Source organism: Nocardia sp. NPDC055165, assembly GCF_053606985.1.
Genome location: NZ_JBSGSS010000027.1, coordinates 1 through 20,096 on the forward strand (window position 1 = coordinate 1; position 20,096 = coordinate 20,096).

Here is a 20,096-nt window from a genome sequence, read left to right on the forward strand (position 1 = left end):
GGCGACGAAGGAGCAAGCCCCGGTGCCTGACCGGCGGCCCCTCAGGGCCGCGGACACGCGCGCGCCAGCGCGCCAAAAACACAGCGTCAAACCGTCCTGGGACTACCAACCCTTGTCAGCCGATCCGCCCGAGCACCAACTCCCCTGGCTTCCCATCCGGCGCGGACTCGATCGTCACAGCCCCCTCGAGCGCCGCCAAAGCCCCAGCAAAAGCATCCGGCGTATCCGTGTGCAACGTCAACAGCGCCTGCCCCACCACCACCAGGTCCCCCGGCTTGGCATGCATCTCGATCCCGGCGCCCGCCTGCACCTTCTCCCCCTGACGAGCACGCCCCGCCCCCAACCGCCAAGCGGCAACCCCCACCCCCATCGCATCGAGCCGGGTCAGCACCCCACTCGATTCGGCCCGCACGATCTCGGTATGCCGAGCGACGGGCAGCGCAGCGTCCGGATCCCCACCTTGCGCCTGAATCATCGCCCGCCAGTGATCCATAGCCCGGCCGTCAGCGAGAACATCAGCAGGATCGATATGCAGCCCGGCTTGCGCGACCATCTCGCGGGCGAGCGTCAAAGTCAGCTCGACCACATCCGCAGGTCCCCCACCAGCGAGCACCTCCACCGATTCGACCACTTCCATCGCATTGCCCGCGGTCCGCCCGAGCGGAGTATCCATCGCGGTCAGCAAGGCGACCGTGTTCACACCCGCATCGCGCCCGAGTTCGACCATCGCCGTGGCGAGTTCGCGAGCGCCGTCGAGAGTCTTCAAGAAGGCACCCGACCCGACCTTCACATCCAGCACCAGCGCCGCTGTCCCCTCGGCGATCTTCTTGCTCATGATCGAACTCGCGATCAACGGAATCGACTCGACCGTCCCTGTCACATCCCGCAGCGCGTAGAGCCGCTTGTCGGCCGGCGCCAGATCAGCACCCGCCGCGCAGATCACCGCGCCGATCGCCGGGTCGGCCAGGATCTCCCGCATGCGCGGCACCGTCACATCGGCCTGCCAGCCGGGGATCGACTCGAGCTTGTCCAGCGTCCCACCGGTGTGCCCGAGCCCTCGCCCGGACAACTGCGGCACCGCAGCCCCACACGCGGCCACCAGCGGAGCCAACGGGAGGGTGATCTTGTCGCCGACCCCACCGGTCGAATGCTTGTCGACGGTGGGTCGGGGCAGGTCGGTGAAGTCCATCCGGCTGCCCGACCCGATCATCGCCGCCGTCCACCGCGCGGTCTCGCGCCGGGTCATCCCCCGCCACACGATCGCCATGGCCAGGGCCGACATCTGCTCGTCGGCCACGGTCCCCCGGGTGAACGCGTCCACCACCCAGTCGATCTGTGCGTCGGACAGCTCGCCGCCGTCACGCTTGGTAGTAATGACCGAAACCGCATCCAGTGCCGTCATGGCGCCAAGTCTGGCACTGCTGCCCGGCTACTGCTGCCCGGCCGCCAGATCATCCGGCCCGAAGGCGTAGGGCAGGAGCTCCGACAGCGGCTTTGGGCCGTCGGCGTGGTCCACCAGTAGTTCGCCCCCGCCGTGTTCGAACAGCAGCTGACGACAGCGCCCACACGGCATCAGGATTTCGCCGCGAGAATCGGTCACCGAGACGGCGATGAGACGGCCGCCACCCGACGCAAATAAGTTACCGACGAGTACGCATTCGGCACACAGGGTTAGCCCATATGAGACATTTTCCACATTGCATCCGCTCACAATTCGGCCATCCACGCTGAGAGCAGCGGCACCGACGGGGAAACCCGAGTACGGGGCGTACGCCGACCCCATTGCCCGAATTGCCATGTCATGCAACGTATTCCAGTCGATTTCGGGCACCGATAACCTCCAGCCGATCCCGCCGAACACCGGGAAACAGGGGCCGAAACACCAGTATCCGGCATCGAGAAAGGTAAACCTAACTCGCCTGTTTTACGCGCAACGCGCGGCACGCCGAATTAGTTCCGCGAAACAGAGGGGATTAGAGTTCAGCGAAGATCGGTTCAGGTTCCCGGCGGCGGGCCAGCGCTCGAGAATACAGCGCAGCCACCTGGGCATTTGCCTCTCCACGCATGCCGGCGTCGGATCTGTGACCGGGTCCATCAACGACGTTGGAGGCACCGCACTCTATGACCACGATAGAAGCTCCGGCTCCGGCCCAGCCGAAGCGGAAGACGCTGTACCGCGGCGACCCTGGCATGTGGTCGTGGGCGCTGCACCGGATCACCGGTGTCACGCTGTTCTTCTTCCTCTTCGCGCATGTGTTGGACACGGCACTCGTCCGGGTCAACCCGGATACCTACGACCACGCGATCGAGCTCTACAAGAACCCCGTCGTGGCGTTGATGGAGATGGGTCTCGTCGTCGCCGTCCTGTTCCACGCCCTCAACGGTGTCCGGGTCATCCTGGTCGACTTCTGGTCCCAGGGTCCGCGATTCCAGAAGCAGATGCTGTGGATCGTCCTCACCATCTGGGTTCTGGTCTCCGCCGCGGGCGTCGGCCGCCAGTTCTTCTACCTGCTGACGGAGCACTGATATGTCTGCACCTGTCCTCGGCAAGTCCTACGATCGCCCGGCCAGCCTCGACTCCCCGCGTTCGCCGCGTGGCAAGTCGAACGGCAACTTCGAGAAGTACGCATGGCTGTTCATGCGCATCTCCGGCCTGTTCCTGATCGTCCTCGTGCTCGGCCACATGTTCATCATGCTGATGATCGACGGCGGCGTGAACCGGCTGAACTTCGCGTTCGTGGCCGGTCGCTGGTCGAGCCCGTTCTGGCAGTTCTGGGATCTGTCCATGCTGTGGCTGGCTCAGCTGCACGGCGGCAACGGTCTGCGCGTCATCATCGACGACTACTCGCGCAAGGACTCCACCCGGTTCTGGCTGAAGGTCATCCTCGTGCTGTCGATGATCCTGGTCGTCGCCGTCGGCACGTACGTCATCTTCACCTTCGACCCCAACATCACAGGTTAGGAACAGGCCACCTCGCATGAGTGAATCCCGTCCGATTCAGGAGCATCGCTACGACGTGGTCATCGTCGGCGCCGGTGGCGCGGGCATGCGCGCGGCGATCGAGGCCGGCCCGCGCGCTCGCACCGCGGTCCTGACCAAGCTGTACCCGACCCGTAGCCACACCGGCGCGGCCCAGGGTGGCATGTGCGCCGCGCTGGCCAACGTCGAAGAAGACAACTGGGAATGGCACACCTTCGACACCGTCAAGGGTGGCGACTACCTCGTCGACCAGGACGCCGCGGAGATCATGGCCAAAGAGGCCATCGACGCGGTCATGGACCTGGAGAAGATGGGCCTGCCGTTCAACCGCACGCCCGAGGGCAAGATCGACCAGCGTCGTTTCGGTGGCCACACCCGTGACCACGGCAAGGCGCCCGTGCGTCGCGCGTGTTATGCCGCCGACCGCACCGGTCACATGATCCTGCAGACGCTCTACCAGAACTGCGTCAAGCACGACGTCGAGTTCTACAACGAGTTCTACGTGCTCGACCTGGTGATGACCGAGTCCGATCGTGGCCCCGTCGCCACCGGCGTGGTCGCCTACGAGCTGTCGACCGGCGAGATCCACATCTTCCACGCGAAGTCGATCGTGTTCGCCACCGGCGGCTCGGGCCGCATGTACAAGACCACCTCGAACGCGCACACGCTGACCGGTGACGGCATGGCGATCGTGTTCCGCAAGGGCCTGCCGCTCGAGGACATGGAGTTCCACCAGTTCCACCCGACAGGCCTCGCCGGCCTGGGCATCCTCATCTCCGAGGCCGTGCGTGGTGAAGGCGGCATCCTGCGCAACGCCTCCGGTGAGCGCTTCATGGAGCGCTACGCCCCCACCATCAAGGACCTCGCGCCGCGTGACATCGTCGCCCGCTCGATGGTGCTCGAGGTGGCCGAGGGCCGTGGCGCCGGCCCGAACAAGGACTACGTCTACATCGACGTGACCCACCTCGGCGCCGACGTGCTCGAGGAGAAGCTGCCCGACATCACCGAGTTCGCGCGCACCTACCTCGGCGTGGACCCGGTGACCGAGCTGGTGCCGGTCATGCCGACCTGCCACTACGTCATGGGTGGTATCCCGACCAAGATCCGTGGCGAGGTGCTGCGCAACAACACCGACGTGGTGCCCGGCCTCTACGCCGCCGGTGAGTGCGCGTGCGTCTCGGTGCACGGCGCGAACCGTCTCGGCACCAACTCGCTGCTCGACATCAACGTGTTCGGCCGTCGCGCCGGCATCGCGGCCGCCGAGTACGCCAACCGCACCGAGTTCACCGAGATGCCGGAGAACCCGTCGCAGATGGTGATGGACTGGCTCGAGCTGATCCTGTCCGACCACGGCAACGAGCGCGTAGCCGACATCCGCACCGAGCTGCAGGCCACGATGGATGCGAACGCGGGCGTGTTCCGCACCGAGGAAACCCTCAAGAAGGTCCTCACCGATATCCACACGCTCAAGGAGCGCTACACCCGGATCACGGTGCAGGACAAGGGCAAGCGCTACAACAGCGACCTGCTCGAGGCCGTCGAGCTGGGCTTCCTGCTCGAGCTGGCCGAGGTCACCGTCGTCGGCGCGCTCAACCGCAAGGAATCGCGTGGCGGCCACGCTCGCGAGGACTACCCGGACCGCGACGACACGAACTTCATGCGGCACACGATGGCGTACAAGGAGGGCCCGGAGCTCATCTCCGAGATCCGCCTCGACTTCAAGCCGGTGGTGCAGACCCGCTACGAGCCGATGGAGCGTAAGTACTGATGACTGCTGTTATCGAACCCACCAAGCAGAAGCCGGCGCCGGTCCCCGAGGGCTCGGTCATGGTCACCGTCAAGATCGCCCGGTTCAGCACCGAGGACGACAAGGGCGCGCACTGGGACTCGTTCCAGGTGCCGGTCCTGCCGACCGACCGCTTCCTCAACGTGCTCATCTACATCAAGTCCTACCTGGACGGCACCCTCACCTTCCGGCGCTCCTGCGCCCACGGTGTGTGTGGCTCCGACGCCATGCGGATCAACGGTGTGAACCGGCTGGCCTGCAAGGTGCTGATGAAGGACATGCTGCCCAAGGGCGACAAGACCCTCACCATGACCGTCGAGCCGATCCGCGGCCTGCCCGTGGAGAAGGACCTCGTGGTCGACATGGAGCCGTTCTTCGACGCGTTCCGCGCGGTGAAGCCGTACCTGATGACCTCGGGTAACGAGCCCACCCGCGAACAGATCCAGAGCCAGGCCGACCGGGCCCGCTTCGACGACACCACCAAGTGCATCCTGTGCGCCTGCTGCACCACGTCGTGCCCCGTGTACTGGACCGACGGCAGCTACTTCGGCCCGGCCGCGATCGTGAACGCCCACCGCTTCATCTTCGACAGCCGCGACGAAGGCGCCCGCGAGCGTCTCGACATCCTCAACGACGTCGAAGGTGTCTGGCGCTGCCGCACCACCTTCAACTGCACCGACGCGTGCCCCCGTGGCATCGAGGTCACCAAGGCGATCCAGGAAGTCAAGCGGGCCCTGCTCTTCACCCGCTGACCTTCTCGCTTCTCAGGCCGTCCACACCGAAAGGTGTGGGCGGCCTTTGTCGTTGGTCGGCACTTGCGGGGAATGAGGACAGGGTGGATAGTGTTACTATCCATAGTAGATAGTGTCAGTATCCATTCTGGGAGTACTTATGATCACCCTCGTCGCCCTGGTCGGCTCGCTCGTCGTCTTTCGCACGCTCGGAGCGCTCGGCGTAACCCGTTTCGCCTCGTGGTCCGCCGGCGCCGCCCACGCACTGGCCGTCATGCTGGTGATGACGGGCACCGCGCACTTCATGCCCGCGAGCGTCACCGTGATGCCCAACTACGCCGACATGGTCGCCATGATCCCGCCTTTCGTCCCGTTCCCCGGCTTCATGGTCCTGGCCAGCGGCGTCCTGGAACTCCTCGCCGCACTCGGCCTGATCCTCACCCGCACAAGGTGGATCGCGGGCTGGGCCCTGGTGCCGCTGTTCCTCCTGCTCCTCCCCGCCAACATCTACGCCGCCCTCAACGACATCCCGTTCGCGGGCGAGCCCGCATCGCCCCTGTGGCAGCGAATCCCGGAACAGGCGCTCTACATCGGATTCGCCGTATGGGCGACCCGATCGGCACCCCGAGTCCTGCCCACACTACGGCGACGGGAGCCGTCGCCGATCTGAACTTTTTGACCGACAAAGGCCATCAGCGTCAAATGATGTTGGTGGCCTTCGTCATTGACAACCAGTACCCCTAACTCGTTCTGACACAACATGTCCCGTCAGACGCACTAGCGGTAATGGGAGGCCGCGTCCAAGACGGCGGTTCGATAGGAACGGCCGAAGAGGACGGCGTGGGCCAGGAGGAGGTGGAGCTGATGGAGGGGGATGCGGGTTTGCCAATCGGGGGCCAAGGGGTGGACGTCGTTGTAGGCGGCGACGATTCGGGGGAGGTAGGGGGCGCCGCCGAAGAGGGACAGGGTGGACAGGTCCGTTTCGGGATGGCCTCCGTGGGCGGCGGGGTCGATCAGCCAGGGGGTGCCGGAGGGGCCCCAGAGGATGTTTCCCGGCCAGAGGTCGCCGTGGATTCGAGCAGGGGCTTCGTCGGGGGCTTCGATGTGGATCGATTCGATGCGGGTGGCGTCGGCGGGGTCGAGGGCGCCCGCGTCGACGGCGAGTTTCAGGTACGGCAGGATTCGGCGTTCGCGGTACCAGGTGGGCCAGTCCTCGCCGGGGGTGTTGTCGAGGGGCAGACCGGCGAGGAAACCCGTGGCGGCAGCGCCGAATTCGGGGGCGCCCGCGCTGTGGGTCACCGCCAATCCCGCACCGAATCGTTCGGCGGCAGCGGCGGCCGGCTCAGCATGGTCGACCCACTGCATCAACAGCAGTTCATCGGTCTGCGCGTACAACTCCGGCACCGCGACACCACCGGCCTCTCGCAGCCAGCGAAGCCCTTGCGCCTCCGCCGCGAAGAGTCCGGACGGAGCGGGCGCCCGCTCGGCGGTCGGGGCGGCGGACACCCCGCCGGGCCAGGTCTTCAGGAACAGATGCGTCCCGTCGTCGAGCGCGATCCGCTCGGCGACGCTGATCGACCCACCCGCGACGGGCGTCGTCCGCAGCCGCTGATGAGCGAGGAACGTCGGAAGCAGGTGCGGGTGCGCACGCAGAAACGGCAGGTCCACGCCGCCATCTTGCCCAGGACCGCTGGTGGTGGTCGGCGAATCGGAGGATCCCGGGCCGGACCACGCCTCCCGAGCCCATCGAACCAGTTTGTGAACAGGTATTACTAAACACTGTTCATAAAGGGTTCCGACGTGGTTTCATCGTGGTGAACGTGTTCCACATCACGGTGCGAAGTCCGCGCACCGGATCGAAGGAGACTGCCGTGACCAGCACAAACATCCCCGCGGGATTCGATTTCACCGATCCCGACCTCCTCGCCAGCCGATTGCCGATCGAGGAGTTCGCGCAATTGCGGCGCACCGCGCCGGTCTGGTGGTGCGCGCAGCCCGACCGCGCCAGCGGGTTCGACGACGGCGGGTACTGGGTGGTGTCCAAGCTGGCCGACATCAAGGAGATCTCGAAGAATCCGGAGGACTTCTCCTCGCACGAGAACACGGCGATCATCCGGTTCAACGAGGAGACCACGCGCGAGCAGATCGACATGCTCGGCAACATGCTCATGCTGAACCTGGATCCGCCGCAGCACACCAAGATCCGGCGTATCGTGTCGAAGGGCTTCACCCCGCGCGCGGTGGAGAATCTGCGGGCCGCGCTCACCGAGCGGGCCGAGAAGATCGTGTGGGAGGCCAAGAAGTCCGGTCACGGCGACTTCGTCGAGCAGATCGCGTGCGAGCTGCCGCTGCAGGCCATCGCCGAGCTGATCGGCGTGCCGCAGGAGGACCGCATGAAGCTGTTCGACTGGACCAACCAGATGATCTCCTACGACGATCCGGAGTTCGAGGGCAATCACCACACCGCGACCGCCGAGGTGATGGGCTACGCCTGGAACATGGCCGAACAGCGCCGCGGCTGTCCGGCCTCCGACATCGTCACCCAGCTGGTCAACGCCGACGTCGACGGCGAGCACCTCGGTTCGGACGAGTTCGCGTTCTTCGTGATCCTGCTCGCGGTGGCGGGCAACGAGACCACCCGCAATTCGATCACCCACGGCATGAAGGCCTTCGTCGACAACCCGGACCAGTGGGAGCTCTACAAGCAGCAGCGCCCGCGCACCGCACCGGACGAGATCGTGCGCTGGGCGACGCCGGTGACCGCGTTCCAGCGCACCGCGACGCGTGACCTGGAACTGGGCGGGCAGCAGATCAAGAAGGGCCAGCGGATCGGATTGTTCTACAGCTCGGCCAATTTCGACGAGGACGCCTTCGCCGACCCGTTCCGGTTCGACGTCCTGCGCGATCCCAACCCGCACGTCGGCTTCGGCGGCACCGGAACGCACTACTGTGTCGGCGCGAATCTGGCCCGCCTGGAGATCGACCTGATGTTCAATGCCATTGCCGACGCGATGCCGAACCTGCGCCAGGTCTCCGATCCGGTGCGGCTGCGCAGCGGCTGGCTCAACGGCATCAAGCGGTGGGAAGTCGAATACGCTTGAACCGACACATGATCGAAGGGGTGGCCGCTTGACGGGCAAGGCACGTGGCCGTGTGCCTGTCGTGACCGACGCCGACATCCGGCGGGTCACGCGGGCGCTGCTGGCCGGGCAAGGCCCCGATTCGGTCACCCTGCGGGCGATCGCACGCGAACTCGGCGTCACCGCGCCCGCGCTGTACCGGCACTATTCGTCGCGCGACGAGTTGATCGAGCGGATGCGGGTGGAATTCTGCGCCGATCTGGCCGAGTTCCTCTCGACCGAGATCGAGCCGCTGCCCGACGACGGCGCGGTGCAGTTCCTGGCCATCTGCCGGGGGTTCCGGCACTGGGCGCTGGCGAACCCGCGGGAATTCACCCTGGTGTTCGCCTCGCCCACCTCGGGACGGCCGATGATGCGCCGCTTCGACGAGCCCTTCGGCCGGATCTTCCTTGCCGCGGCGGGCAGGCTGCTGGCGAGTTTCGAGATCGCCACCCCACCGGGCGAGACCATCCCGGCCGCGCTGCGCGAGGACCTGATCGGCTTCCAGACCGACCTGCTGGCCATGCTCTCGGAGTCGGGACAGAAATTCCCCGCCGAGAAGCTGGATCTCGGCGTGACCTACCTGATGGTGCAGATCTGGGCCCGGCTGTTCGGCCACGTCACCCTCGAGGTGTTCGGCAACTATCCGATCCCCCTGGCCGATCCGGAGATCATGTTCGACGCCATGCTCGCGGATCTGGCTCGCACCACCGGCTTCGCAGGCTGAGGCGCGTCCGCGCCGTCAAAGGAAAGGTGGTGCGGTGGACCAGGTTTCGCCCGCGACCACGATGTGGTCGAGGTAGCGCAGACCTACCGTGCGGGCGGCTTGGTGGAGCAGGGTGCTGGCTCGGCGGTCGTCGGGGCTGGGGGCCGGGTCGCCGGAGGGGTGGTTGTGGACCACGGCGAAGGCTCGGCCGTCGTGGCGCAGGACGGTGTTGAGGATTTCCCGGACGGGGACGGCGACGTGGTCGATGGCGCCTTCGGCGACGAAAGCGCGGTGGCGCAGACGGTTCTGGGTGTCGCAGACGAGCACGAGAAGTCGCTCCACCCGGGCGCCCGCGAAGAGCGGGATCGCCGCGGCAGCGATGTCTTCGGGCGTGGTGAGCTGCGGTAGCGAATCGGTGGGCGTGCGTGAGCGGGTGCCGAGGTGGAAAGCCGCGACGACCGTGGCGGCTTTGGCCGGGCCGATGCCCGCGCGAGCGGCCAGTTCTTCGGGGCGGGCCGCGGAGAGTTCGGCCAATCCGCCGTAGTCGCCGATCAATTGGGCGGCGACCTCCAACGCGGATCGGCCGCGAGTCCCCTGGCCGAGCAGCAGCGCCAGTAGCTCGCCGTCGCTGAGCGCGTGCGGGCCCAGCATCAGCAGCCGCTCGCGCGGACGTTGGGCGACAGGCAAACTCGCGATCGGAACCGACATCGTTTCCCCCTGCGGATCGGTGACTGACTGTCGATGATCGCAGGGGGTACCGACAAGTCCGGGCTACCCCTCGGCCACCACGTGGGTGACGAAACCCGAACCCGGATCCACCCGCTAGGTGGGCTCCGCGCTGAAAACCGAATCGGCCATCAGCCGTTCCAAATTGCGTAGCTGGCGTTCGTGCACAACGATGCGGCGCAGCGCCTCGTTGACGGTGGCATTGCTGTCGGCGGTGCCCATGATGTCGGCCGCAGCGGCCAGCAGGCGCTGATCGAGATCTATTCGCAGGTTGCGCACGCATCCTCCTCTTCTACGATCGCAATCTTGCGTGATGGCGGCTCGGCTCGTCCGCTAATTCACCGCGTCGTTACCGAAACCACGCGTTCGCAAGTCCACACAGCGGCAGTCGGCATCGGACAGCAAGCACACAGAAAACACAGTTCACCGCCGGAATCCGACGGCGACCACCCCTGCAACTGTGCAGTTTGCGTAGTTGCCGGCGTGGTTGTTGTCGCGACGGGAATGCGGTGCTTGCCTGGAGTCATGTTCACCGAGGCCCAGCTCTACTCGCCGGTGACGCGCGAGCGTGACGGCGATGTGACGGTGCATCTGAGCGATGACCACCCCGGCGTGCACGACGAGCACTACCGCGCGCGCCGCAACGCCATCGCCGCGCTCGCACTCGACTACTCCCCCGGCGCCCCCGTACCCCACATCGACTACACCGACGACGAGCAGCGGGTATGGCGGATCGCCTCGGCCGAGCTGGCCCGCAAGCACGAGGTCTATGCCTGCCGTGAGGTCAGGGAGGCAGCGGGCAACCTCGCCCTCCCGCACGATCACATCCCGCAACTCGACGAGGTGTCGCGGCTGCTCACCCCCCTCACCGGCTTCCGGTACGCGCCGGCCGCCGGCCTCGTTCCGCTGCGCGAGTTCTTCGGCTCCTTCGCCGAACGCACCTTCCACTCCACCCAGTACATCCGCCACCATTCCGCCCCGCTGTACACCCCGGAGCCCGACGCGATCCACGAGATCATCGGCCACGCCAACCAGATCGCCAGCCCACGTTTCGCCGCGCTGTACGAGACGGTCGGCGCCGCGGTGGCACGGCTGGAGACCGACCGCGCGCTGAAGTTCCTCGCCGATGTCTTCTGGTTCTCGCTCGAGTTCGGCGTGGTCAGGGAGAACGACGAAATCCGTTGCTACGGCGCCGGACTGCTGTCCTCCTATGGCGAGATCGACGAATTCCGGCACGCCCTGCTCCGTCCGCTCGATGTCGCGGAGATGGGCACCATCGCCTACGACATCACCCATTACCAGCCGGTGCTGTTCTGTGCGGATTCGGTGGACCAGATCGTCGGCGTGCTCGGCGAATTCTTCGCGACCATGGATGACGAAACACCGGCCAGACTCGGTCACCCCACCCGGGCTGTCTCGTAGCTATCTCCGAAAACGTTGCTACAGAACACAGTTCAACATTTTGTGTTTCTCACTTGTTGGGACCCGACACGCGCGACCGATGCGCGACTGTTACCTTCGACCCGTTCTTCGAGCTTTTTGAAAGGGTCGGGTAGACCGAAAATGACTGTGGACGCGACAGATACGCAGGCCGAGCAGAACCCGGAACCGGAAGCGCCCCTGTGGCTGCAGGGCCGGGAAGCCGTGATCGCCGCCGCGGCGCCGGAGGAATGGCGCGGCAACGTTCCCGACTACGAACTGAGCCACAAGGTGATCCCGCGCGAGCGCAGCGTCGAGCACGCGCCCGGCTCGCTCGAGGCGATCGTCGAGGACCTGGTGAAGGTCTTCGAGATGGAGGTCTCGCACAAGGCCGACCCCGCGACGTGGCTGTCGGTGGTGGCCGACCAGTACCGCGGCCGGGTCAACGGCGGGACGTGGCAGGACGCCGAGGAGTTCGCTCGGATCGGCAGCTACAACATCCTGATCGGCGACAACCCGTACTACGACTCCGCCAACGAGACCTTCGACTCCTCGCACCACATCTTCCACACCGCCTTCCCCGGCGGGTTCTTCTGGGAGGTCCAGGAAGTGCTGTCGGGCCCGCCGTCGGTGAGCTTCCGCTGGCGGCACTGGGGCAAGTTCGAGGGCGAGTACAAGGGCCACCAGCCCACCGGTGAGCAGATCGAGATGTTCGGTGTGACCATCGCCCGCGTCAGCGAGGACCTGCGCATCCTCGAGCTGGAGCACTTCTACGACAACAACAAGCTGCTGGGCCCGCTGGCACACGGCTGCCCCGTGCAGCACGGCAAGGCCGACTAGTCAGGTCCGATCGCTGCCGTTCGGTGCGTCGTCCGGACCGAACGGCAGCCCGGCCTGCAGGAACCGCAGGGCGTGACCGACATTCTCGGCATTGACCGGCGTGGTGGTCACGATGGCGAGCATGGTGCCGATCATGGCGCCCGCGGCCACCCGCACCTCGAAATCGTCGGCAGCCCGGCCTGTGTATTCGGCCATCAGTTGCGCCGCCAATTCGATGCTGCGCTGGAATTCCAGGCCGATCGCCGGGCGCAGCTCTGGGACGTGGTACAGCAGTGCGTGCCGTTCCTGCTCGAAGGCCATGTCGGCGGCCGACATGGCCGAGAACACTGCCTCCGTGGCGTTTCGGAAGGCGGTCAGCGGGTGCAGGCCGCGCGGTTGCGCCTCCAGCGCTTCGATCATCAGCGCGTCCTGATCATCGGCGATGACCAGCTGTTCCTTGGTCGGGAAGTAGCGGAAGAAGGTGCTCGGGGATACCTCGGCCGCCGCCGCGATCTGCTCCACCGTGGTCTCGGTGTAGCCCTGTTCCCGGAACAGCCGGAACGCCTCGACCCTGATGGTTCGGCGGGTCCGCTCCTTCTTCCGCTCGCGTAGCGACATCTCAACCGACATGTATCGATTCTGCCGCATCCGTCTCGGTAATCGGTGCCGTCGGTCGCCGCAGCCACAGCGCGGTGCCGAGTCCGGCGACCAGACACAGCGCCGCGCACAGCCCGAGCATGGTGTCCATGCCCGTGACGAAGGCCTGCTGTACCTGCGCCAGCATCACCGGATCGCCGGTCTCCCGCGCGTGGGCGACGCCCGCGTTGACACCGTCGGAGATCGGCGCACGGTCGAGCGCGCCGAGGTCGGCCCGGTACCAGGTGGACAGCACGGTGCCGAGCACGGCAACGCCGATGGTGCCACCCGCCTGCCGAAGTGCTTGCAGCAGTGCCGAACCCGACCCGGAACCGGCGGCGGTGAGCTCCCCGAGCGCCATGCCCATGGCGGCGGGCATGACCAGACCCATCCCGATGCCGAGCACTGTGGTCCACAGCGCGGTCAGGCCGTAACCGCTGTCGACCCGAGTGAGCGTGCCGAGCCCGATTCCGCCCGCGAGTACCAGGAACCCGGCGGTGAGCACGACCCGCAGGCCGAGCCGCGGCAGCAACATGTCGACCAACCTGCTGCCGATCACCAGCCCGCCGATCATCGGCAACAGCCGCAACCCGCTACCGAGCGCATCGACCCCGAGCACGGCCTGGAAGTACTGCGGGACGGTGAAGAACATCCCGAACATGGCGAAACTGACGAGGATGGACAGCGCTGTACCCCAACGGAATCCGGGAGTGGCGAACAGCGTGAGGTCGATCAGCGGGTGCGCGGTGCGACGCTGCCACCACAGGAAGACGGCGAGCAGCGCGGCGCCCGCCACCACAACGAGCCACGCTGCGATGTCGCCCCAGCCCCGTTCGCCGATCCGGATGAAACCGTAGGTCAGCCCGAGCATGCCCGCCGCCGACAGCAGCGCACCCACGATGTCGATGCGAAAGCTGCTGTCGCCGTGTGATTCCGGCACCAGGGTCGCCACCGCAACCGCCCCGATGATCACCAGCGGCACATTGATGAGGAACACCGAACCCCACCAGTAGTGCTGCAGCAGCCAGCCACCGACGATCGGACCGAGCGGCAGACCGATCGCGGTCGAGGTGACCCAGATCGTCACCGCGCGTTGCCGTTGCGCCGGTTCGCTGAACAGCACCGGCAGCACGGCCATCGACAGCGGCATCATCGCGGCGGCGGCGACGCCGAGCGCCACTCTGGCTGCGATGAGCTGGCCCGCCGAATCGGCGAACGCGCAGGCCAGCGAGGCCACACCGAACAGCACCAGCGCTGCCAGCAGGACCTTCTTGCGCCCGTACCGGTCGCCGAGCGCGCCCGCGGGCAGCATCAGCGCGGCCAGAGCCAGCGTGTAAGCGCTGCTGAACCACTGCAGCGCAGCGGTATTCGCATCCAGGTCCACCGCGAGCGTCGGGATGGCCACCGTGAGCACGGTGACGTCGAGTCCGATGGTGAGCATCGCCACGGCAAGCGCGCCGAGCGCGAGCCAGCGGCGGGTGTCTTCCGTCCGCATATCTCCTCCAAATTGAGAGCTACTACTTTTTGATAGTAACTCTCATTTGCTAGTTCATGTCAATACCCTCGCCGAGTCCGGACCTGTCAGCTCGTGGACCGGCGAACGCGCCACAGCAGCGACTACTAGGCTGCGAGGCGATGAGGATTCGTGAAGTCGGCCGGCGCGCCGCATGCCTTCTCGGTGCTGCCGTCACCGTCACCGCACTCGCAGGCGCTCCCGCCTTCGCCGTTCCCGCCACCGACGGCGGCTCGAGTACCACCACCACACCCCCGTTCACCACGCCGAACACCGACGACTGCCCACAGAAGACGCAGCCGCCCGCACCGATCGACACCTCGGAGGTGCCTGCGCCCGGCGAGCCGACACCGACCCAGCTCCCCGTCCCCTCCCCCGCCGTCGGCGGTCAGCGGATGGGCGATTGCGGCGTGATCGTGCCCGACGGCGCACCCCCGGTGCCCGCCGAGATCTCGGCGACCGCGTGGATGGTCTCCGACCTCGACACCGGTCGCGTACTCGCCGCCAAGGATCCGCACGGCCGCTACCGCCCCGCCAGCACCATCAAGGTCGCCCTGGCCATCGTCGCGCTGCGCAGCCTGGATCTGGACAAGGTCGTGGTCGGCACCCAGGCCGACGCCGATGTCGACGGCACCAGGGTCGGCATCGGCCCCGGTGGCCGCTACACCAACCGCCAGCTCATGCAGGCCCTGATCATGTGCTCGGGCAACGACGCCGCCCACGCCATCGCCACCCAGCTCGGCGGCGACAAGGCCGCCGTGGCGAAGATGAACGAGGTGGCGAAGTCGTTGCGCGCGTTGGACACTCGCGCGGCGACGCCGTCCGGCCTCGACGGGCCCGGCATGAGCACCTCGGCCTACGACCTGTCGGTGCTGTTCCGCGAGGCGATGAACATCCCCCTGTTCGCCGAACTGATCCACACCGAGCAGGTCGACTTCCCCGGGTTCCCCGCCGACCCCAAGATTCCCGACGACAAGGACCACCCCGGCTTCCCGATCGCCAACGACAACCAGCTGCTCTACAACTACGCGGGCGCGATCGGCGGCAAGACCGGTTTCACCGACGACGCCCGTCAGACCTTCGTCGCCGCCGCCGAACGCGACGGGCACCGACTGGTCGTCACCCTGCTCAAGGCCGACGTGCGCCCGATCCGGCCCTGGGAGCAGGCCGCGCGACTGCTGGACTACGGTTTCGCCCTCGACACCCAAGCCAGGATCGGCAAGCTACCCGAATCAGGCAGCGAGGCAGTGCAACCCAGCGTTCCCCTGGCGTCGCCGCCGCCGCGCGCCGACGGCACCCGAGCCGACCCGGTCCAACCGGCACATCAGGGCGCCCGCATCGCCACCTTGATCGGCGGGCCCGTGCTGGTGCTCGTACTGCTGCTCTGGGCGCGCAGGGCCTTCCGACGCAGGCGCTGACACCGACGGCCGGGCGCTACCGCCGCTTGCCCACCAGCATCAGGGCCAGTGCCGCCACCGCCCCCGCCCCGAAGTAGGCGGCGCCGCTCCCGGTCGACATCCCGTGCTCGACCACCCGCGGCCGGATGACCACCGCGTCCGGCGGCGCGACCGTCGCGGCACGTTCGTTGTCCGACGACGTCGCCGCCCACGCCGTCGCGAACAGCAGGATCCGATAGGACATATAGCTGAAGACCATCAGGCCGATGATCGACCCGAACGTCGCCCCCACCGGACTGGACAGCACCGCCCGCAGATAGATCGCGGCGATGATCTTGAAGATCTCGAAGGCCACCGCCGCCAGCACCGCCGCCCGCGCAGCGCTGCGCAACGACACCGGCTCGCGCGGCAGCCGCGCGATCATCCACGCGAACACCGCCCACGACGCGAGCAGTCCGAGCGCGATCGAAACCAGCCGCAGCACCAGACCCGCCCCGGGCAGATGATCCGCCCCCAGCAGCTCGAGCACCCCCTTGCCCACCCCGCTCGCCGAGACCGCCGACAAACCGAGCGACACCACGAAGGCCAGGCCGAGACCGGTCAACGCGCCGATATCCGACAGTTTGGCCAGCCACCACGGCTTCTCGGGGCTGTGACTGGCCCACTGCTCGGTGAGCGCGGCCCGCAGGTTGGCGATCCAGCCGAGCCCGGTGTAGAGCCCGACCAGCAAGCCGATGACGCCGACCGTGCCGCGGGAATTGATCGCCTGTTCGATGAGGTCGTTGATCTGAGTGCCGAAGGAACTGGGAATCTTCTCGACGACCTTGTCCTGCAACTCGCTCAGCAGGTCCGGGTGCCCGGCCAGAATGAAACCGGCCACCGAGAACGCCACCATCAGCAGCGGAAACAGCGACAGCACAGTGAAATACGTGATGCCGGCAGCGAAGAAGTCACCACGCTGGCTCTGGAACCGCCCACCGGCCCTGACCAGATGATCCAGCCAGGGCCTGCGCCCGATCTGCTTCTCGATGGCCGCCGAGATGTTCTCGATCAACTGCATGACACGCGCCCCTTCAGCGAAAACCTCAGGTGCGCAACGGGTCAGCGAGCGAGGAAGCCAACCCGGTCGTACACCTGAGCGAGTGTGTTGCCTGCGATCTCACGCGCCCGCTCGGCGCCCGCGGCCAGAATCCGGTCCAGTTCCGCCTGATCGGACAGGTATTCCTGGACCTTCTTCTGCACGGGCGTCACGAATTCGACCAGCGCGTCGGCCACCTCGGCCTTGAGATCACCGTAGCCCTTACCCTCGAAATTCACCTCGAGGTCGACGATCGGGGTTTCACGCAGCGAGCTCAGGATCACCAGCAGGTTGCTCACGCCCGCCTTGTTCTCCGGGTCGTAGCGGATCTCGCGCCCGGTGTCGGTGACCGCCGAACGCACCCGCTTGACGGTGATCTTCGGGTCGTCGAGCAGGTTGATCAGCCCGGCGTCGCTGGAGGCCGACTTGCTCATCTTCGAGGTCGGGTCCTGCAGATCGAAGATCTTCGCGGTGCCCTTGACGATGTGCGGTTCCGGCACGACGAAGGTCTTCTTGTAACGAGTGTTGAAGCGCTGGGCCAGGTTCCGGGTCAACTCGAGGTGCTGTCGCTGGTCCTCGCCGACCGGCACCTGGTGCGGGCGGTAGAGCAGGATGTCGGCGGCCATCAGCACCGGGTAGGTGAACAGGCCGACGGTCGCGTTCTCGGCGCCCTGCTTGACCGACTTGTCCTTGAACTGGGTCATCCGGCCCGCTTCACCGAAACCGGTGATACAGCTCAGCACCCAGGACAGCTCGGCGTGCTCGGGAACCTGACTCTGCACGAACAGTGTGGACTTGGCGGGGTCGATGCCGAGCGCGAGCAGCTGGGCGGCGGCGGACTTGGTGCGCGCCCGCAGCGCCTTGGGATCCTGGCTGACGGTGATCGCGTGCATATCCGGAATGAAGTACAGCGCGTCGTACTCGTCCTGCATCGTCACCCAGTACTGCAGCGCACCCAGGTAGTTGCCGAGGTGGAAGGAGTCGCTGGTGGGCTGGATGCCCGACAGCACCCGCTGCTTACGTTCGGCCGTCTCGGCCGGGGCAGGACTGGACATACCCCGAATCTTTCCATGCCGCTCAAGCGGAATTTCGCTGCACCCAGTTGCGTGGATCGACACCGGGCATGCTCGGGTGGCCCGTCTTGACCATGCGCTGTTCGCGACGGGCGAGCAGCTGATAGGACGGGGCGCTCGGCCCGGCGAGCGTGCCCGCCAGTACCCGGGGCGCCAGCGGCGGGACGACATGAGCGGTGCGGATGCTGCGGCACAGCGCGCGGTGCGCCAGTTCGTCGGAGATCCCCCAGTCGATGCCGTACATCTGCCGGATCCTCGGCGGAAGACTGCCCTGGACCAGCAGATACAGCGCGGTCCCGACCTGTTCGGCCGGTGGGCGCAGCCGGTACGCCTTGCGGTGGCCCGCGAGATAGGAGCCGACCAGTTCGGCCTCGTCGGTGAGGAACAGTTCGGTCGAGTTCAGATAGCTGTCGAAGTAGCGACGGAAGGCCGGGTAGTCGGCGGGTGCGGCGTCGCGCGGCATGCCGAACAGTTCACCCCAGCGGACATAGTCCTGGTAGAGGTCTTCGCGCTCGGTGGCCGTGAGTTCGCGGACGAGGCGGTCGTACATCACCTCGGCCGAATCGAAGGTGAAGGCCATGGTCATGAACATCAGGTGCGGATCGTGGGCCGCGTAGGCGGTGCCTGCCGGATGGTGGGCGCCCGCGTCTTCGGGCAGGGTGCCGACCACCGCGTCGTGCTTGCGCCGGGTGAAGGCCAGCGCGCGATCGGCCTCGGCCAAGCTGCCGAGGAACACCGCTTCGAACAGGGCGCCGGTGATGGCCAAGCGGGTGTACGGGGTTTCCCGATGCGCGGTGTGTTCACTGGTGCCGACGAACAGCAGCGGATGCACCGCGCCGATCACCAGCGCTCGCACGCCGTAGGTGAGACCGACCGCACGCTTGCTCATCACCCGCCGGATCATCGAATCGTCGGCGAAATATCCGGGTTCGCCCTGCCGTGTGGCCATGTTGCGCCTCCTCGTCGAGTGCATCTGGCAATAGAATCCCCCAGAATTGATATTCTGGCAAGAGTCTCTACCAAAACACCGCGAGAGGACGGCAGCACGCACAATGGACGCTGTGGCAGCACAACGGACATACGGTGGCGTTTCGGCGCAGGAGCGGCAATCCCAGCGGCGGACCGCGCTGCTGGACGCGGCGCTCGACCTGGTCGCCGCCGATGCCAAACTCACCGTCGCCGGCCTCTGTGCGCGCGCGGGCCTGAACGAGCGGTACTACTACGAGAGTTTCGACAAGCGCGACGACGTCCTGGAAGCCCTGCTCGACCGCATCGCCGACGAACTCACCGCGGCGATCGCCACCGCGCTGGCCACCGCGCCCGCCGACAGCCGCGTTCAGGCCCATGCCGCGATCGACGCGGGCATCTCGGTGCTCACCGACGACCCGCGCAAGGCCAGGGCCGCGCTGATCGCCGGAATGGCCACCCCGGAGCTTCGCGCCCGTACCGCCAGGACGGTGCGGGCGTTCGCCCGGCTGGTCGCCGCCGAGGGCACCGGCTTCTACGGCGGCGACGTCCCACAGAACCTGGTCGACTTCCGGGCGATCTACCTGGTCGGCGGCCTGACCCAGACCCTCACGACCTGGCTCGCGGGCGACCTCGATCTCACCCGCGAGGAACTGATCGACCAGATCACCGACGTTTTCGTCCTGCTCGGCGACGACCTCGCCGGTCGCTACCGCTGAACGATCCCGCTACAGCGGGAAGCACGCGCCGGTGCACGGCTCCGACGACCCGTTGCTCAGCCAGCCGATCAGGCGCCAGAACTGAATGTCCACGTTTTGCACCGAGCCAGCACCGGAACCGCTGTCCGCGATCTGCGCACCGTTCGCAGGCTGGGACGGAAGGGGCACGCACACATCGAGCATGACGCCGTCACATTCCGCAGCGGAACCGCTCGACAGCGCGCGCAGCAGGTTGCCGACCAGGTCGCTCGATCCCGGGGACGCCTCGGCGACCAGCTCGACATCCGACCGCTGGGGTGCGAGACCGCTATCGGCCGTTGCCATTCCAGCCGACGCCACCATGACAGCGGCGAAGATACCCACGCCGGCCAGTACTCGCTTCATCAAGTTCTCCTCACAGGCAACCCTGGATGGCCGCTCCGCGAAGA

22 protein-coding genes are annotated in these 20,096 nt (G+C 66.7%); 11 read left to right on the top strand and 11 right to left on the bottom strand.

Translation table 11 applies throughout. From position 1 onward, the window contains the following. Positions 1–115: 115 nt before the first annotated feature. Together ACWFRF_RS33315 and ACWFRF_RS33320 are read right to left on the bottom strand one after the other, a co-directional pair. Positions 116–1,402 (bottom strand): thymidine phosphorylase, encoded by a 1,287-nt coding sequence (locus ACWFRF_RS33315; protein WP_452454084.1) that lies wholly within the window; start codon positions 1,400–1,402, stop codon positions 116–118. Positions 1,403–1,429: 27 nt separating this feature from the next. Beyond that, positions 1,430–1,831 (bottom strand): cytidine deaminase, encoded by a 402-nt coding sequence (locus tag ACWFRF_RS33320; RefSeq protein ID WP_452454086.1) that lies wholly within the window; start codon positions 1,829–1,831, stop codon positions 1,430–1,432. A gap of 290 nt (positions 1,832–2,121) precedes the next feature. On the opposite strand from ACWFRF_RS33320, the gene sdhC reads away from it, so the two are divergent. The 5 genes from sdhC (at position 2,122) to ACWFRF_RS33345 (ending at position 6,167) form a co-directional block, all read left to right on the top strand. Next, positions 2,122–2,526, top strand: coding sequence for a succinate dehydrogenase, cytochrome b556 subunit (gene sdhC, locus ACWFRF_RS33325; RefSeq protein ID WP_358179944.1), 405 nt, complete (start codon positions 2,122–2,124; stop codon positions 2,524–2,526). Between the two features lies 1 nt (position 2,527). Continuing rightward, on the top strand, positions 2,528–2,962 hold the full coding sequence (locus ACWFRF_RS33330; protein WP_378996741.1) for a succinate dehydrogenase hydrophobic membrane anchor subunit: 435 nt from the start codon (positions 2,528–2,530) through the stop codon (positions 2,960–2,962). 34 nt (positions 2,963–2,996) lie between these two features. Continuing rightward, the gene (gene sdhA / locus ACWFRF_RS33335; protein ID WP_378971801.1) at positions 2,997–4,748 is read left to right on the top strand and encodes a succinate dehydrogenase flavoprotein subunit; all 1,752 of its coding nucleotides are present in this window, start codon (positions 2,997–2,999) and stop codon (positions 4,746–4,748) included. Further along, positions 4,748–5,518 carry a succinate dehydrogenase iron-sulfur subunit gene (locus ACWFRF_RS33340; RefSeq protein WP_378996743.1) on the top strand — a complete coding sequence of 257 codons (771 nt, stop codon included), beginning with the start codon at positions 4,748–4,750 and terminating at the stop codon, positions 5,516–5,518. Before sdhA ends, ACWFRF_RS33340 begins: the two co-directional genes overlap by 1 nt. A 139-nt stretch (positions 5,519–5,657) precedes the next feature. Then, positions 5,658–6,167, top strand: coding sequence for a DoxX family protein (locus ACWFRF_RS33345; RefSeq protein ID WP_452454089.1), 510 nt, complete (start codon positions 5,658–5,660; stop codon positions 6,165–6,167). Between the two features lie 107 nt (positions 6,168–6,274). Here ACWFRF_RS33345 and ACWFRF_RS33350 read toward each other — a convergent pair whose 3' ends face one another. After that, positions 6,275–7,165, bottom strand: a complete 891-nt coding sequence (locus ACWFRF_RS33350; RefSeq protein WP_452454091.1) for a fructosamine kinase family protein — start codon at positions 7,163–7,165, stop codon at positions 6,275–6,277. A 203-nt stretch (positions 7,166–7,368) separates the two neighbouring features. Here ACWFRF_RS33350 and ACWFRF_RS33355 point away from each other — a divergent pair, with 203 nt between their 5' ends. Next, positions 7,369–8,598: a cytochrome P450 gene (locus tag ACWFRF_RS33355; RefSeq protein ID WP_452454093.1), complete on the top strand. Its 1,230-nt coding sequence runs from the start codon at positions 7,369–7,371 to the stop codon at positions 8,596–8,598. A gap of 52 nt (positions 8,599–8,650) precedes the next feature. Further along, complete coding sequence (locus ACWFRF_RS33360; RefSeq protein ID WP_452454095.1) at positions 8,651–9,343, top strand: TetR/AcrR family transcriptional regulator; 693 nt, start codon at positions 8,651–8,653, stop codon at positions 9,341–9,343. Positions 9,344–9,358: 15 nt separating this feature from the next. On the opposite strand, the gene ACWFRF_RS33365 is transcribed toward ACWFRF_RS33360, so the two are convergent. Beyond that, a complete protein-coding gene (locus ACWFRF_RS33365) occupies positions 9,359–10,030 on the bottom strand; it encodes a JAB domain-containing protein (RefSeq protein ID WP_452454097.1) in 672 nt (223 codons plus the stop codon). Between the two features lie 114 nt (positions 10,031–10,144). Beyond that, positions 10,145–10,327, bottom strand: coding sequence for a type II toxin-antitoxin system VapB family antitoxin (locus tag ACWFRF_RS33370; protein WP_378635482.1), 183 nt, complete (start codon positions 10,325–10,327; stop codon positions 10,145–10,147). Between the two features lie 246 nt (positions 10,328–10,573). Here ACWFRF_RS33370 and ACWFRF_RS33375 point away from each other — a divergent pair, with 246 nt between their 5' ends. Further along, a complete protein-coding gene (locus tag ACWFRF_RS33375) occupies positions 10,574–11,470 on the top strand; it encodes a phenylalanine 4-monooxygenase (protein ID WP_452454099.1) in 897 nt (298 codons plus the stop codon). 141 nt (positions 11,471–11,611) lie between these two features. Next, a complete protein-coding gene (locus ACWFRF_RS33380) occupies positions 11,612–12,307 on the top strand; it encodes an ester cyclase (RefSeq protein ID WP_452454100.1) in 696 nt (231 codons plus the stop codon). Here the strand turns inward: ACWFRF_RS33380 and ACWFRF_RS33385 are convergent, their stop codons facing one another. Then, positions 12,308–12,916 (bottom strand): TetR family transcriptional regulator, encoded by a 609-nt coding sequence (locus ACWFRF_RS33385; protein ID WP_452454102.1) that lies wholly within the window; start codon positions 12,914–12,916, stop codon positions 12,308–12,310. Beyond that, positions 12,906–14,417 carry an MFS transporter gene (locus ACWFRF_RS33390; RefSeq protein ID WP_452454104.1) on the bottom strand — a complete coding sequence of 504 codons (1,512 nt, stop codon included), beginning with the start codon at positions 14,415–14,417 and terminating at the stop codon, positions 12,906–12,908. Before ACWFRF_RS33390 ends, ACWFRF_RS33385 begins: the two co-directional genes overlap by 11 nt. A gap of 140 nt (positions 14,418–14,557) precedes the next feature. Here ACWFRF_RS33390 and ACWFRF_RS33395 point away from each other — a divergent pair, with 140 nt between their 5' ends. Next, a complete protein-coding gene (locus tag ACWFRF_RS33395; protein WP_452454106.1) occupies positions 14,558–15,853 on the top strand; it encodes a D-alanyl-D-alanine carboxypeptidase family protein in 1,296 nt (431 codons plus the stop codon). Between the two features lie 16 nt (positions 15,854–15,869). On the opposite strand, the gene yhjD is transcribed toward ACWFRF_RS33395, so the two are convergent. From yhjD to ACWFRF_RS33410, 3 genes are read right to left on the bottom strand one after another with little or no spacing between them, the layout of a single operon-like run. Further along, the gene (yhjD, locus tag ACWFRF_RS33400) at positions 15,870–16,892 is read right to left on the bottom strand and encodes an inner membrane protein YhjD (RefSeq protein WP_378996760.1); all 1,023 of its coding nucleotides are present in this window, start codon (positions 16,890–16,892) and stop codon (positions 15,870–15,872) included. A 41-nt stretch (positions 16,893–16,933) separates the two neighbouring features. Continuing rightward, positions 16,934–17,965, bottom strand: coding sequence for a tryptophan--tRNA ligase (gene trpS / locus ACWFRF_RS33405; protein ID WP_452454108.1), 1,032 nt, complete (start codon positions 17,963–17,965; stop codon positions 16,934–16,936). Positions 17,966–17,987: 22 nt separating this feature from the next. Next, positions 17,988–18,932 (bottom strand): oxygenase MpaB family protein, encoded by a 945-nt coding sequence (locus tag ACWFRF_RS33410; RefSeq protein ID WP_452454110.1) that lies wholly within the window; start codon positions 18,930–18,932, stop codon positions 17,988–17,990. A gap of 103 nt (positions 18,933–19,035) precedes the next feature. Here ACWFRF_RS33410 and ACWFRF_RS33415 point away from each other — a divergent pair, with 103 nt between their 5' ends. After that, positions 19,036–19,668 carry a TetR/AcrR family transcriptional regulator gene (locus tag ACWFRF_RS33415; RefSeq protein WP_379220430.1) on the top strand — a complete coding sequence of 211 codons (633 nt, stop codon included), beginning with the start codon at positions 19,036–19,038 and terminating at the stop codon, positions 19,666–19,668. A 9-nt stretch (positions 19,669–19,677) separates the two neighbouring features. On the opposite strand, the gene ACWFRF_RS33420 is transcribed toward ACWFRF_RS33415, so the two are convergent. Further along, positions 19,678–20,052, bottom strand: coding sequence for a hypothetical protein (locus ACWFRF_RS33420; protein ID WP_387448758.1), 375 nt, complete (start codon positions 20,050–20,052; stop codon positions 19,678–19,680). Positions 20,053–20,096 lie beyond the last annotated feature (44 nt).

What these genes read in the sequence shown, in the direction of transcription:
- ACWFRF_RS33340 (WP_378996743.1), top strand. Translation starts at nt 4,748, where the DNA reads ATGACTGCTGTTATCGAACCCACCAAGCAGAAGCCGGCGCCGGTCCCC.
- ACWFRF_RS33330 (WP_378996741.1), top strand. Translation starts at nt 2,528, where the DNA reads ATGTCTGCACCTGTCCTCGGCAAGTCCTACGATCGCCCGGCCAGCCTC.
- ACWFRF_RS33395 (WP_452454106.1), top strand. Translation starts at nt 14,558, where the DNA reads ATGAGGATTCGTGAAGTCGGCCGGCGCGCCGCATGCCTTCTCGGTGCT.
- ACWFRF_RS33385 (WP_452454102.1), bottom strand. Translation starts at nt 12,916, where the DNA reads ATGTCGGTTGAGATGTCGCTACGCGAGCGGAAGAAGGAGCGGACCCGC.
- trpS (WP_452454108.1), bottom strand. Translation starts at nt 17,965, where the DNA reads ATGTCCAGTCCTGCCCCGGCCGAGACGGCCGAACGTAAGCAGCGGGTG.
- yhjD (WP_378996760.1), bottom strand. Translation starts at nt 16,892, where the DNA reads ATGCAGTTGATCGAGAACATCTCGGCGGCCATCGAGAAGCAGATCGGG.
- ACWFRF_RS33345 (WP_452454089.1), top strand. Translation starts at nt 5,658, where the DNA reads ATGATCACCCTCGTCGCCCTGGTCGGCTCGCTCGTCGTCTTTCGCACG.
- ACWFRF_RS33375 (WP_452454099.1), top strand. Translation starts at nt 10,574, where the DNA reads ATGTTCACCGAGGCCCAGCTCTACTCGCCGGTGACGCGCGAGCGTGAC.
- ACWFRF_RS33415 (WP_379220430.1), top strand. Translation starts at nt 19,036, where the DNA reads ATGGACGCTGTGGCAGCACAACGGACATACGGTGGCGTTTCGGCGCAG.
- ACWFRF_RS33390 (WP_452454104.1), bottom strand. Translation starts at nt 14,417, where the DNA reads ATGCGGACGGAAGACACCCGCCGCTGGCTCGCGCTCGGCGCGCTTGCC.
- sdhC (WP_358179944.1), top strand. Translation starts at nt 2,122, where the DNA reads ATGACCACGATAGAAGCTCCGGCTCCGGCCCAGCCGAAGCGGAAGACG.
- ACWFRF_RS33365 (WP_452454097.1), bottom strand. Translation starts at nt 10,030, where the DNA reads ATGTCGGTTCCGATCGCGAGTTTGCCTGTCGCCCAACGTCCGCGCGAG.
- ACWFRF_RS33410 (WP_452454110.1), bottom strand. Translation starts at nt 18,932, where the DNA reads ATGGCCACACGGCAGGGCGAACCCGGATATTTCGCCGACGATTCGATG.
- ACWFRF_RS33315 (WP_452454084.1), bottom strand. Translation starts at nt 1,402, where the DNA reads ATGACGGCACTGGATGCGGTTTCGGTCATTACTACCAAGCGTGACGGC.
- ACWFRF_RS33420 (WP_387448758.1), bottom strand. Translation starts at nt 20,052, where the DNA reads ATGAAGCGAGTACTGGCCGGCGTGGGTATCTTCGCCGCTGTCATGGTG.
- ACWFRF_RS33380 (WP_452454100.1), top strand. Translation starts at nt 11,612, where the DNA reads ATGACTGTGGACGCGACAGATACGCAGGCCGAGCAGAACCCGGAACCG.